Annotated in this window: 12 protein-coding genes; 6 read left to right on the forward strand and 6 right to left on the reverse strand. The window is 47.3% G+C overall.

Translation table 11 applies throughout. The features are described 5' to 3' along the window. Positions 1-94 precede the first annotated feature (94 nt). A complete protein-coding gene (locus FN124_RS22630; RefSeq protein ID WP_079471907.1) occupies positions 95-256 on the forward strand; it encodes a DUF1328 domain-containing protein in 162 nt (53 codons plus the stop codon). Between the two features lie 134 nt (positions 257-390). Here the strand turns inward: FN124_RS22630 and FN124_RS22635 are convergent, their stop codons facing one another. Further along, positions 391-1,149, reverse strand: coding sequence for a DUF695 domain-containing protein (locus tag FN124_RS22635; RefSeq protein WP_142687045.1), 759 nt, complete (start codon positions 1,147-1,149; stop codon positions 391-393). A gap of 348 nt (positions 1,150-1,497) precedes the next feature. On the opposite strand from FN124_RS22635, the gene FN124_RS22640 reads away from it, so the two are divergent. Both FN124_RS22640 and FN124_RS22645 read left to right on the forward strand, forming a co-directional pair. Next, positions 1,498-3,990, forward strand: a complete 2,493-nt coding sequence (locus FN124_RS22640) for a TonB-dependent receptor (RefSeq protein ID WP_142687046.1) — start codon at positions 1,498-1,500, stop codon at positions 3,988-3,990. Positions 3,991-4,020: 30 nt separating this feature from the next. Then, entirely contained in the window at positions 4,021-4,494 is a 474-nt protein-coding gene (locus FN124_RS22645; protein ID WP_142687047.1) for an acyl-CoA thioesterase, read from the forward strand. Positions 4,495-4,513: 19 nt separating this feature from the next. On the opposite strand, the gene FN124_RS22650 is transcribed toward FN124_RS22645, so the two are convergent. The 3 genes from FN124_RS22650 to FN124_RS22660 all read right to left on the reverse strand — a co-directional run bounded on the left by FN124_RS22650 (position 4,514) and on the right by FN124_RS22660 (position 6,921). After that, positions 4,514-6,286 carry an ABC transporter ATP-binding protein gene (locus FN124_RS22650; protein WP_142687048.1) on the reverse strand — a complete coding sequence of 591 codons (1,773 nt, stop codon included), beginning with the start codon at positions 6,284-6,286 and terminating at the stop codon, positions 4,514-4,516. Between the two features lie 132 nt (positions 6,287-6,418). Then, entirely contained in the window at positions 6,419-6,652 is a 234-nt protein-coding gene (locus FN124_RS22655; RefSeq protein WP_142687050.1) for a hypothetical protein, read from the reverse strand. Positions 6,653-6,723: 71 nt separating this feature from the next. Further along, positions 6,724-6,921 carry a hypothetical protein gene (locus FN124_RS22660; protein ID WP_142687051.1) on the reverse strand — a complete coding sequence of 66 codons (198 nt, stop codon included), beginning with the start codon at positions 6,919-6,921 and terminating at the stop codon, positions 6,724-6,726. A gap of 130 nt (positions 6,922-7,051) precedes the next feature. Here FN124_RS22660 and FN124_RS22665 point away from each other — a divergent pair, with 130 nt between their 5' ends. The 3 genes from FN124_RS22665 to nfi are packed head-to-tail and all read left to right on the forward strand — an operon-like array spanning position 7,052 to position 9,644. Then, positions 7,052-7,717, forward strand: a complete 666-nt coding sequence (locus FN124_RS22665; protein ID WP_142687053.1) for an MgtC/SapB family protein — start codon at positions 7,052-7,054, stop codon at positions 7,715-7,717. Between the two features lie 9 nt (positions 7,718-7,726). Further along, complete coding sequence (locus FN124_RS22670) at positions 7,727-8,932, forward strand: DUF763 domain-containing protein (RefSeq protein WP_142687054.1); 1,206 nt, start codon at positions 7,727-7,729, stop codon at positions 8,930-8,932. A 22-nt stretch (positions 8,933-8,954) separates the two neighbouring features. After that, positions 8,955-9,644 carry a deoxyribonuclease V gene (gene nfi / locus FN124_RS22675; protein WP_142687055.1) on the forward strand — a complete coding sequence of 230 codons (690 nt, stop codon included), beginning with the start codon at positions 8,955-8,957 and terminating at the stop codon, positions 9,642-9,644. Here the strand turns inward: nfi and FN124_RS22680 are convergent. Then, positions 9,641-11,263 (reverse strand): hypothetical protein, encoded by a 1,623-nt coding sequence (locus FN124_RS22680; protein ID WP_142687056.1) that lies wholly within the window; start codon positions 11,261-11,263, stop codon positions 9,641-9,643. The two genes, nfi and FN124_RS22680, sit on opposite strands and share 4 nt — an antisense overlap. A gap of 153 nt (positions 11,264-11,416) precedes the next feature. Beyond that, positions 11,417-12,583 carry an efflux RND transporter periplasmic adaptor subunit gene (locus FN124_RS22685; RefSeq protein ID WP_142687057.1) on the reverse strand — a complete coding sequence of 389 codons (1,167 nt, stop codon included), beginning with the start codon at positions 12,581-12,583 and terminating at the stop codon, positions 11,417-11,419. Positions 12,584-12,607: the final 24 nt, after the last annotated feature.

Consider the following 12,607-nt stretch of genomic DNA (forward strand, 5'->3'; position numbering starts at 1 on the left):
TATTGTACTTACCGGAATGATAATTGTGTAAAATCGAACGGATTACCTGGAAAAAGTGTTACAGATATTATTTGTTCACCTTAAAGTTTTAGTTATGTTACGCTGGGCACTCATATTTTTTATCGTCGCCATTATCGCAGCTGTCTTTGGTTTCGGGGGCATTGCCGCCGGAGCAGCATCTATCGCCAAGATCCTGTTTTATATTTTCCTGGTGTTATTTGCCATTTCTTTACTGACAGGATTGCTGCGGAAATAGCGGATGTTGTCTTGGGACACTGATTATGATGATTTTGATGATTACACTGGTATTTTTTAAAAAGAATTTTTAAAGTCTATTTAAAAAGATCAACAGAATCATCAAAATCATCATAATCAGTGTTCCAGGACAATCTACTTCATGATGCTGGTTTCCCAGCCATCATATTCGGCGTTTACCTGTTGGGCCAGTTCCCAAAGGCTCATTACCACACTGTCGATAGAAGCCTCGCTGGCTTTATCGGAGCGGGAAATGCATAATTTATAGGGGAATTCAGGGTTATCTGTTTTTTCTTCTCTTGCTAAAGCAAAACCATTCTCCTTGATATGTTCCCAGTAAGCAGTTTTATCTTCTTCCGTTCTAAAATGGATCCAGTGTTCTATAATGCGTTCCTTCTCTGATACATCGCCATGCTCGCGGAGCATACGAAGTACTTTCCTGTTTTGTATGCGCTGAAACTCGTATACATCAGGAAAAAGAAAATCAAAATATAGTTCCCAGTTATTATCTTCCTTTACACCGTAGTCGTAACGGTAATCGGGAAAATTCACCATTGCATCCGCAATGAATTTATCATGCAGCAATGTAGTGCCTGAATAAAAGTAAAAATCACGTACGCCATTGGAAAAGGTACGGCCCACAAAATGCGCATCCAGTTTGTTTTGCAGTTGCTCCACCAGGCTATCCTCAATTTCACCCATGATGGCAAATTCATCGTTCTGCGGGAATCCGTCCTCACGTGGATTGTTAAGATACACTGTTATATATATGGCATTCGGCTTTTCCTTCAATGGCGCAAATCGTCTCAGATCAAGGTCAAGGCCTATTACTGCTGGACTTTCTTCAATGTGGCACGTATAAATATCCCAGTCCGGTCGGTAATCCTTATGCATATAAAAAAATTAAAATAACGTAACAGCGGGCTGTAAAGATACGTTGCTCTGTAATACAATGGAAACGATAAACTTGTATTGACCTCTTTTTTATCCACAAAATTTAACGTATGCTATCCGTTGGCCTCCACCTGGTTATACCGGTTAAAAACCAGGCTTAACACTAATTAACACTTGAGGTATTTTTTCTGCATATTCCTGTAATTGGCCACCACAAAGAATCCTGTTAGATTCTGTAGTTGAAACAGCGGACTGTAAAGGGTTCCAACCAACCTTTCATCCCAAAAACAGGGAATTCTTCGTCCATAAAAGGTAATTTTACAGGGCTATAAATTGTTGGAAGCTATTATGGGAAAAATTGTATCGTTAATTACAGGCTGGCTGTTATTATTTTGTATTAGTGCTGTGGCGCAACAACCGGAGGGCAAAGCTGCCTCCGCCAGCACAGGCGTTATTTACGGCAAACTGCTGGATGCGCAAACGGGCAAACCTATTGAGTACGCATCTGTAGCATTGCTACGCCCTGACTCCTCCGTACAAACAGGAATGCTCTCCAAAACCAACGGGGACTTCCGTTTCGAAAACATCCCGCTGAATAAATATATCCTGAAAATTAATTTTATCGGCTACGAAACTATTTACAAACCGGCAGCGCCATCTGCCAAATCAGGTACCATAGACGTTGGCAATATTAAACTGAAGGCCAATGTAAAATCGCTCGCGGCTGTAAATGTAGTAGGCGAAAAACCTGCCTTTACAATGGCCATCGATAAGCGGGTGTTTAATGTAGAAAAGAACCTGGCCAGCATAGGCGGTACTGCCACCGATGTGCTTAAACAGGTGCCTTCCGTGAACGTAGACATCGATGGGAATGTAACCGTGCGCAACGGCGCCCCTACCATTTTTATTGATGGCCGCCCCTCAACGCTCACACTGGACCAGATCCCTGCAGACGCCATACAGAACATTGAAGTGGTAACAAACCCCTCCGCCAAATATGATGCGGAAGGAATGAGCGGTATCCTGAATATTGTGCTGAAGAAAAATAAGAAGGCAGGCATCAATGGCTCGGTGAACGCCGGCGCTACCTCCCTGGGCAGCACCAACGGTGGTATTGATTTTAACCTCCGCCAGGAAAAGTTCAATTTCTTTATTAACTATAACTTCCGTAACCGGAAATCGCCCATGACCAGCCGCCTGTTCCGCAAGAACCTCGGCGCTGATACCACTACGTATACCGAACAGCTGGAAGACGGCGACTTTTACCGGAAGTTCCAGACCGGACGTATCGGGTTCGACTGGTTCATCGATAACCGTAATACTATCACAATATCAGAGAATATTACCGGGGGTAATTTTAACCGGTATAATAATCAAACGGTGAATGAGCTGGACGATCACCAGCAGAAAGTACGCTATGGCAACGGTGTTAATAATACCTTGAACGGGTTCCGTAATTATACCACGCAGCTGGGCTACAAGCACACCTTTGCAAAAGAAGGTGAAGAACTGACAGCGGATTTCACCTATAACTATGCTACGGGCGACAACAGTTCTAATTATTCCCTGCAGTATTTTGATCTTTCAGGTCAACCGGTATATGATCCTGAGAAGCCGGAACTGCGCTATGGCAGTGGAGAAGGAACCACCAAGTATATGACCGCCCAGGTGGATTATGTGAAGCCACTGACAGAAAAATCCAAAGTTGAAATGGGGCTGCGCAGCAATACCCGCAAGTTCGACAACTTCACCAATACTTACGGGCAGAACTATCCTTCCGGCGATTTTACGCTGGACACAGCGCTGTCTAACAGCTATCACTACCAGGAGCAGATCAATGCAGGGTATGTAAGCTACACCGGCGCCAAAGATAATTTCGGCTACCAGGTGGGCTTACGTGCGGAGCAATCCAACTATGACGGTGAAACAAGACTGGGAAAGAAATCTTCCTATAAGATCAACTACCCTATCAGCCTGTTCCCCAGCATTTTCCTGTCGCAGAAGTTTAAAGGCGATCATGAACTGCAACTGAACTATAGCCGCCGTATCCGCCGGCCCTGGTTCCGCGACCTGTTGCCTAATATCGACTACAGCGGCCAAACCGCCAGCACCGGTAACCCGCAGCTGAAACCGGAGTTCACAAATTCCTTTGAATTATCTTACCTGAAGGATATTGCGCATAAGCATAACCTGCTGGTGTCTTTATACTATCGGAATACCAACAATGCCATCACCGATTTTTATGTAGATACTACCCTGAACCTGAACGGGCAGGATCAGCATGTATTGCTCTCCTATCCTATCAATGCCAGTACCCGGAATTCATATGGGGCGGAGTTTACGGTGAGAAGCCAGCTGACAAAAATTTGGGACCTGACCACCAATGTGAACATTGCCCAAACGAAGATTGATGCTACCAGCAATGGTAATAATCTTTCCAACCAGGGCTTTATCTGGTTTGGTAAGCTGAACAGCAACACCAAATTGCCGTGGAACCTGTCGCTCCAGGTAAGCGCCGAGTATGAATCCAAACAGATCATGCCACAGGGTGAAAGAGAGCCTAACTGGTCGGCCGATGCCGCCATTAAAAAGGATCTGCTGAAGAACAAGGCGCTGTCTATTTCGCTTGGTATTAATGACATCTTCAATACAGACCGCAATCTTGCTTATACCAGTACCAGTTTTTCCGAGCAGGAAAATTACCGCAAACGCGCTACCCGTGAGTTAAGGCTCAATGCTACCTGGCGTTTTGGTAAAATGGACACTCATCTCTTTAAAAGAAAGAATAACAAGCCTAAGGAAAACGATAATGCAGAAATGGGCGGAGGTGATAATTTTTAATTCGTATTTTGTTGTTAGTAAACAACACTTATGGATTCTATTTATCACACTATCACCCTTCGGTTCCTTGCGGAGCCATCGGATGTAAATTTCGGAGGGAAAGTACACGGCGGCTCTGTTATGAAATGGATTGACCAGGCGGGCTATACCTGCGCCGCCAACTGGAGCGGGCAATATGCCGTAACGGTATATGTGGGTGGTATCCGTTTTTTCAAACCTATTTCCATCGGCGACCTGGTAGAAATACACGCAACTATCATTTATACGGGTAATACCAGCATGCATATCTCCATTGATGTATTTGCAGGAAACCCGCGTCAACAGCAGAAAACAAAAACCACCCACTGCGTAATGGTGTTTGCAGCAGTGGATGATCATGGCAAAACGGTACCTGTTCCCAAATGGACTCCGCAAACCGCCAGCGAAATAAGCATGGAAGGCTACGCCAAAAAGCTTATGGATCTCCGCAAGGATATTGACGAGGAGATGCGGCCGTATATGTAGCTTTGTATCGCCTTCGGCGTTAGCTCGCGAACTGCATATCGCTCAGGGTGCGGTATAAGCCATCCTGTCCTATCAGTTCGTTGTGGGTGCCTTCTTCTACGATACGGCCTTTGTCGAGCACAATTATTTTATCGGCCTGGCGCACGGTGGCCAGGCGGTGTGCGATCACGATGGAGGTGCGTCCTTCCATGAGCTTATCCAGGGCATCCTGTACCAGTTTTTCGGATTCTGAATCCAGTGCAGAAGTGGCTTCATCGAGGATAAGGATACGCGGGTTTTTCAAAACAGCCCTGGCAATGGCGATGCGTTGCCGTTGCCCGCCGGAGAGCTGGATGCCCCGCTCTCCCACCACGGTTTGCAGGCCTAACGGGAACCGCTGTATGAATTCCCAGGCATTGGCTTTTTTCGCGGCTTCCTCCATTTCTTCCTGGGTGGCGCCGGGCTTTCCATAGGCAATATTTTCCGCGATAGTGCCGCCAAAAAGGAATACATCCTGGGGCACTACTGCCATTTGTGAGCGAAGCTCCGACAATGGAAAGGCGGTGCTTTCTTTGCCGTCGAACAGGATGCTGCCGCTTACAGGATCGTACAGGCGTAACAGTAAGGAAACGATGGTGCTTTTCCCTGCACCGCTGGGGCCTACCAGCGCTACTTTCTGATCGGCATACACATCAAAGGAAACATCGTTCATGATGGTAAGATCAGGACGGGAAGGGTAATGAAAAGAAATATTACGGAAGCTGATCTGCCCGTCCAGCTGGTTTTCCGGGGCGATAGCCGTTACCGGGCTGATCTCTTCCGCAGGTTCATCCAGTATTTCCAGCAGGTGCTCGGTAGCGCCTATGCTCTTCTGCAGGTTGGTATATACTTCTGCGAGACCGGCAATAGATCCGCCGATGAACAGCGAGTATAATACAAACGATAAAAGATCTGCAGTGGGCATCCCGATAGACACGCCTCTCCAGATAACCGCTACCAGGGCGCCAAAAATGCCCATAATGATAAAGGAGGAAAAGGCGCCGCGGAATTTCCCGCTTTTCATGCCCAGCCTGGCCGCCTCATTGGTACGCTGGCGGTAACGTGCTATTTCAAAAAATTCATTGGCAAAAGCTTTTACATTCAATACGCCCTGCAGGGTTTCTTCCACTACCGTGTTGGAAGCAGCTACCTGCTCCTGTACCTGTTTCGAAAAGCGGCGGATAAACTTGCCGAAAACAACGGCCACCACCATCATCAACGGCAAAATAGCCAGCATAAAGAGGGTCAGGTGCGGGGAAGTGACCAGCAAAATTACCACGCCTCCTATGATAATGATCATCTGCCGGATAAATTCGGCCAGGGTGGTGGTAAATGTTTCCTGCAGCAGGGATATATCTGATGAGATACGGCTGCTGAGCTCTCCCACCCTTCTTTCCAGGAAAAACTTCATGGGCAGCCGGATCAGGTGGCTGTAAATGGTTTGCCGGAGTGTTGCCAGTGTTTTCTCTGTTACATTAACAAATAGCACAATGCGAAAGAATGAGAAGATAGCCTGCGCCACCAGTACGGCTACGAGAAGCAGGCCGGCTTTGTTCATGCCATTGAAAAGGAAATCATTGCTTTTCGGGTCTACCAGGTTGCCCAGTAGTTTGGGAAAGGCAAGCCCCGCTAAACTTGAAACCAGGAGAAAAAAGAGACCCAGTGAAAACTGAGGCCAGTAAGGTTTTACATAACGGAACAGGCGAAATGTTTTTTTTAATGCGGCCACCTTTATTGGTTGCTTTGGCGCCGGGGTTGAGGTGTCGTTTTGCATTCGGATATTATCTTTATTAATAGAGGTAGACGAAAGGTATCCAAATATATTGCAAAAGCGGGATAAAAATTATAATGCCTCCGGAGTTGCTTTCCGTTGGATGAAAAACAATGCGGAGGCATTATGTTGCAGCTAAGGTCTGTTTTTAGAAGAGTCCTGGGTGCCTGTCCCAAAGCGGGATGAATCTTCACCCGGATTAATGGCGCCCGGAGGCATCTGTGCAGCGGGTACGGTATCCTGCTGAATCATACCAGCCGTATCCGTTGTATTTACTGTTGAGTCGGTTCCGGATTTGTTACCGTTACCGCATGCTGCGAGCATCAATACCGATACTCCTGCAAGCATGAGCATGTGTGTTACTTTCATATACCGAATGTTTAAGGGTGAGGTAATACGTTTCTCAGTTGATAGGGCGCCTTCCTTAAACAAGTTACTGCTTATAGCTTTGTTGAATCCGGTTTGGTTTTGGTAGTATCCACAGGTACAACACTGGTACTATCTACCGAAGGCATAGATACAGCAGCGGAATCGGCTTCCCGGCTGGCTTCTCTGGAACTGTTGCAGGCAAAAAGAAACATACTCAGGATGCCGGCTAAACAAAGTACAACGCATGATTTATAAATGAATGGTACCATTGGTAAATAGTTTTATAGTGATAGATTACATTCGTAACGGGCATTAAAGCAAACAGTTCAATATCCCTTACTTTTTTATTTAAGGAAGAATTGTGCCAACGCTTACATTTGTAGCATATATTTTCAGAGAATGAAACATGTATTACAGATCATAGAAGAAGACCAGATACTGAAAGTGCTGATAGCATTGCTGATGGGGGGATTGCTGGGCCTTGAACGAGAATATAAGCGAAAGGCGGCCGGTATGCGTACCATGACCCTGATATGCATGAGCAGCACTGTATTTACTATTCTTTCCGCCGAGCTGGGATACCCCAATTCCGCGGATCGCGTAGCCTCCAATATCCTCACAGGCGTGGGTTTCATTGGGGCAGGTGTTATTTTCAAGGGCGATTATTCCATTGACGGGATCACTACTGCAGCCTCTATCTGGATTGCAGCGGCTATAGGCATGGCTATCGGTATGAGCCAGTACTGGCTGGCGGCTGCCGCCCTTGTGGGCGCGCTCCTGGTGCTTATTTTACTGGAGTTTGTAGAGCGACGGATTGCCATGGTAAATGATAAACGGCTTTACACAATTTATTTTTATGAAGAAAAATTTCCACATATAGATGTTGAAAATATCCTACAGGAGTTTCAGCTGAAGTATAAGAAAATGATGGTGGTGAGAAAAGAGAACATCATAGAAGTAAATTACACGGTGCGGGGCGCTCACCATAAAATGGAACAGCTGGATAATTTTTTACTTACCAGTACCGGTATCATCCAATATGAGGTGCAGGCCAATCCAACTTAAAATATCAATATGTCATATGCAGATCTGCCTTTACACTACGGCCAGGTTCCTCCCTGGCTGGCAAAGCGAATGAGCCTGTTGGGCGGCGCTATTGTAGAGGCTATTGTGACCGATTACGGTAAAGGAGAAGTGATTAAAAGGCTCAGCGATCCCTGCTGGTTCCAGGCGCTGGGTTGCGTGTTGGGCATGGACTGGCACTCATCAGGTATTACCACCAGTGTGATGGGCGCCCTGAAAAAAGCCATCAATCCCCGTTCTGCCGAACTGGGTATTTATATTTGCGGAGGTAAAGGGCGGTATAGCAAACAAACACCGGCGGAACTAACCGCCATTGCATATAAGACCGGTTTGCCCGGCGATCAGCTGGTATACAGCAGCAAGCTCACCGCTAAAGTAGATAACACGGCTGTGCAGGATGGTTTCCAGCTTTACCTGCACTCTTTTATCTTATCTGATGAAGGAGAATGGGCGGTGGTACAGCAGGGAATGAATGATGCCAGCAGCATGGCCAGGCGTTACCATTGGCATTCTTCTGCGTTTCAATCATACACGGAGGCGCCTCATACTTTTATCTACGGCCGTAACCAGGGTCGTATTCTTAACCTTACTGACCTGCAGGCAGGCAGCACCCAAACAGGTATCCTTCAGCTTACAAAGGAAAAACCCGCGCACCTGCTGCCGGAAATCCGTAACCTGGTGATGCCCTCCCACCACGATGTGAGAGCGGAAAACATAAACCTGAAAAGACTGGGCAGCGTGCTGGCACTGGCGCATGATACCGATCCCGCCGATTTTGAAGCCCTGCTGATGCTGGAAGGTGTAGGCCCCAGAACGCTTCAATCGCTTACCCTGGTGAGCGAAGTGATTCATGGCACTCCTTCCCGCTTTGAAGATCCCGCGCGGTTTTCGTTTGCTCATGGAGGTAAGGATGGTCACCCCTTCCCGGTGCCCACCAGGATCTATGATGAAACCATTCATACGCTGAAGGAGGCGCTGCATAAAGCGAAGATCGGTGAGTCTGATAAGAAAGATGCCATCAGGAAACTGTCTGCCCTCTCACAGCAGATTGAAAAAGATTTTGAGCCCAATACCAACTTTGATAAGGTAATAGCCCAGGAACGCCGCGATTCATGGCAGTATGGCGGCAGAACCGTTTTCGGAAAAGCTGTAAAGCCGGCGGACCCAAAAAGCGGCGACCAGCTATCCCTTTTTTAAGCAGCAATAAACAACGGCATCCATGATCAACTACAATGAACTAACTGTTCCGCAGGCCACCATTATACAAAAGGAATTAAAAGATACCGTAAAGATAACACCGTACAATGGCCCGCTTAATTATGTGGCCGGCGCCGATATTTCTTTCAATAAATTCAGTACCACCGTATATGCCGGTATAGTAATGATGGAGTTCCCTTCCATGAAGCCGGTGGGTTACAGCCTTGTAAAAAAAGAAGTGCTGTTCCCTTATGTTCCGGGCTTCCTGGCATTCCGGGAAGTGCCTGCCTTGCTGGATGCCTGGGCGCAGCTACCGCTGAAACCGGATATCCTGGTGGTAGACGGACATGGCATTGCGCACCCCCGCCGCATGGGAATTGCCAGTCATTTTGGGGTACTGGCACAGCAACCATCTATTGGCAGCGCCAAGAAAAAACTATTCGGGATGTATGAAGAACCGGGTATGGAAAAAGGCAGCTATACACCGCTTACAGACAAGCAGAGGCAGCAGCTTGGTAATGTACTACGGAGCAAAAGCAATGTAAAACCTGTCTTCGTGTCACCCGGACATCTTATAGACGTTCCCGGCAGTACAGAGATCCTGATGCAATGCATAAAGGGCTATCGCCTGCCCGAGCCTACCCGGCTGGCGCATAACGCGGTGAACCAATTCCGTACGGGGATAGTGCCGGAAGGCTGGACCAGCCTCTAAAACCTGATCCAGGCAATATTTGCTTTTTTCTCTAACCCTTTCCGCGAGATCAATAGAGTAGCGTATACGCGGGTTTGTGCATTATAATCTGCCGCGCCCATCATACAGGCATATCCCTTTGTAACTTCCGGCATACCAAAAAGGAACAGCCGTTCCATTTTACCATTATAAAAACGGTAGCAAACGAAGTTGGCGTCTGTCGCGAATTTCAAGGGCTTGCGCACTTTATCCTGTCCCCCGGTATCAAGGTATTGCAGGTAGTCGTTGAAAAGCACAAAGGAAACGCCCGGCACGGGAATATAGTCATACGACAACCACGTGTTGGTATTCAGCGCCGTAATTTTATTCCGGAACACCCACTCGCTTTTACTGCGTCGCTGCAGCTGGAAAGGCTCGCATACCCCGGTGATCACCTGGTACTTGGAAACGGCCAGGGTAGCGTTCTCCCGGCCGGAGGTATCCAGCAGGGTGATCCCTATATCGCCAAGATTAGTATGCAGTTTATTGAGCTGCGAGTTCCCCTGTTTGAAAAAGGAAAAACTTTCCATCAACAAGGTGCTGCTGCCGTCTTCGTTCAGGTATAACCGTTGGGGTGCGCCTTTGTAGTCTTCTTTGTAGCCCAGGTTCTGCTGTACATTGCGCGACAATTCGGGGAACGATAGCTGTACATGTTTTCTCAGTTTACCGGTATACGCCTGGAAAGTATTCATCATTATACCCGTATATCCTTCTTTTTGTTTTGAAGATACATACAGCAGCATCTTTACCTGTGAACCGGCCACCTGGATATTTCCACCTACATTTCCAAAGCCTGCTGTGTAATCCAGTACTTCATGGGCAAAGGCAGCCGAGTCCGGCGACAGCATAGAGAACAACACTTTGGCGCCTGCATCTCCTTCTTTCCGTTTGGCATTAAATCCTACTGTACTCAGGTACACTTTCTCTTTTCCCTTCACCGCCATATTGATATAACTGAAATAGCTATACGAAGAATCGCCCAGGTAAAACCAGCCGCTGTTAATGAGCTCGTGGGCAGGTGAAAAATGCAGTACCCGGATGCGCTCACGAATGCTGTCTGTTTTCCGGACAGGCGCGCCGGAAAACAGGGCCACCGCGTAATAATCGCTGCAGGCATCTTTTTCCACGTACATATCATGCGTAGCGAGGTTATCGTCTATAAACACGCTGCGATGTTGTACACTGGGCAGCTCTCCCAGTTTATCTTCCCGCAGCAGCCTGCCCGTTTCCGCATCCAGAACCAGGCGGTACATGACGGGGTTATACTTTACCAGCTGTTGTAAAAAAATCACCGGCTGTCCGTTTATCTCAAAGATGCCATCTATTTCGGTCGATTCCAGGTCCGCCGCATTCCATAGCTGCGTATGCACCGTATCTGTTACTTTCAGGGCGCGCGTGGTATCATAGATATTGACCAGCAGCCCGTCTTTTTTGGAGAAATGCAGGAATACGGTATTGCCGTTCTTTAACTGCATCAGTTTATCCCATCCGTCTCCAGGTTCAGCGAAATCGGGTCCCAGTGTAACCACGGGTACCTGGGCTATCGCTAAACTGCTGATCAGTAAAGCGCCAAAAAGAGTGGGCCATCTCAGATATTTCATCTTACTACTAATTATTAATTTCAAATATATGAAATTAATGTAATTATATAAGATGATTTAATTAACCGGGGCGTATGAAGAGCTTTATCAAAAGTAACTGGTGGAAAACCGCATGAGATTACTTTTGATAAAGCTTGCGCTGTTTACAGGGGATCAGTGCCCTTCATGTTCACCGCTGTTTTTAAGTTGGGCCAGCAGGTCGTATGCGCCGGTTATCACTATTTCCTCTTCTGGCGGGGCTTTGGGAAATATTACTTCCGTGTACCCTTGTTCGCTGTTCCCCTTCTGCACTTCCAGCATATTGAAATGGAAGGTGCTGTCCGTACCTGGTTTTTTTACAAAAACGTAGGCCTTGTTTTCAAAGTTCACCACGGCGGCGTCAGGCAATGCTTTTACGGCGGCGGCGCCGGTTTCAATCATGGCCTGCAGGTAGGTACCGGGAAGCAACTGGGTATCTTCTTCGTCCAGGTGGCAATGTACCCTTACCGTGCGTTCCTGGCTTATTTCCCGGCCAATCAGGTGAACAGTGGCGGTACGTGGCTTTGCTTCGTTGGCCAGTGTAAAACGTACCAGCTGCCCGATCTTTAAGCGGGGCACGTCTTTTTCAAACACTGTTAGCTCTGCATGCAGATGCTCAGTATTCACGATACGGAAAAGGATATCCGCCGGCGTTACAAACTGACCCAGGTTCACATTCACCTGGGTTACATAACCGCTGATAGGCGCGTATACATTGATGCTGCGCTGAATATTCCCTTTTTGCAAAGTTGTTGTGCTGATGTTCAGCATAGACAGTTTTTGTTTCAGCCCGTTCTCTTTGGCCTGCAGCGTTTGCCAGGCGGCTTTTGCCTGCTGCAATGTTTTCAGGGCATTTACATTTTCTTTGGCCAGCTCCTGCTGGCGGTTATATTCCGTTGCGGCATATTCCAGCTGGCTGCTTACTTCCAGGTAATCCTGCTGTAGCTGGATATAGTCGAGGTTTTCCAGTACGGCAATTACCTGTCCTTTTTTTACCGGCATCCCCTGTAATAAACTGGTTTGTTTTATAAAACCGCCCATAGGCACCGAAATGCTCACCTGCTGCTGTGGCGGCACATCCAGCAGGCCGTTCACTTTAACGGCCCCGCTGATCTGGCGGTTTTCAGGTTTACCATAAGTGATGCCCGCAGTTTTAAACTGTGCAGCTGTAAGCTCCACCACGCCTGCTTCCTCTTCGTGATCATGCGTATCCGTGTTGGCTGTTTCCTGTTTTGCACCGCAGGAAACAAGCATGAAGGCGGTGATAACGGTAAAGGCTATATGTTTTCTGAATAATTGCATAAATATTTTTTTTTAGATTGAAGA

It is taken from the genome of Chitinophaga polysaccharea (assembly GCF_902150045.1).
GTDB classification, from domain to species: Bacteria; Bacteroidota; Bacteroidia; order Chitinophagales; family Chitinophagaceae; genus Chitinophaga; species Chitinophaga polysaccharea_A.

What these genes read in the sequence shown, in the direction of transcription:
- FN124_RS22630 (WP_079471907.1), top strand. Translation starts at nt 95, where the DNA reads ATGTTACGCTGGGCACTCATATTTTTTATCGTCGCCATTATCGCAGCT.
- FN124_RS22660 (WP_142687051.1), bottom strand. Translation starts at nt 6,921, where the DNA reads ATGGTACCATTCATTTATAAATCATGCGTTGTACTTTGTTTAGCCGGC.
- FN124_RS22635 (WP_142687045.1), bottom strand. Translation starts at nt 1,149, where the DNA reads ATGCATAAGGATTACCGACCGGACTGGGATATTTATACGTGCCACATT.
- FN124_RS22645 (WP_142687047.1), top strand. Translation starts at nt 4,021, where the DNA reads ATGGATTCTATTTATCACACTATCACCCTTCGGTTCCTTGCGGAGCCA.
- FN124_RS22655 (WP_142687050.1), bottom strand. Translation starts at nt 6,652, where the DNA reads ATGAAAGTAACACACATGCTCATGCTTGCAGGAGTATCGGTATTGATG.
- nfi (WP_142687055.1), top strand. Translation starts at nt 8,955, where the DNA reads ATGATCAACTACAATGAACTAACTGTTCCGCAGGCCACCATTATACAA.
- FN124_RS22665 (WP_142687053.1), top strand. Translation starts at nt 7,052, where the DNA reads ATGAAACATGTATTACAGATCATAGAAGAAGACCAGATACTGAAAGTG.
- FN124_RS22650 (WP_142687048.1), bottom strand. Translation starts at nt 6,286, where the DNA reads ATGCAAAACGACACCTCAACCCCGGCGCCAAAGCAACCAATAAAGGTG.
- FN124_RS22680 (WP_142687056.1), bottom strand. Translation starts at nt 11,263, where the DNA reads ATGAAATATCTGAGATGGCCCACTCTTTTTGGCGCTTTACTGATCAGC.
- FN124_RS22685 (WP_142687057.1), bottom strand. Translation starts at nt 12,583, where the DNA reads ATGCAATTATTCAGAAAACATATAGCCTTTACCGTTATCACCGCCTTC.
- FN124_RS22670 (WP_142687054.1), top strand. Translation starts at nt 7,727, where the DNA reads ATGTCATATGCAGATCTGCCTTTACACTACGGCCAGGTTCCTCCCTGG.
- FN124_RS22640 (WP_142687046.1), top strand. Translation starts at nt 1,498, where the DNA reads ATGGGAAAAATTGTATCGTTAATTACAGGCTGGCTGTTATTATTTTGT.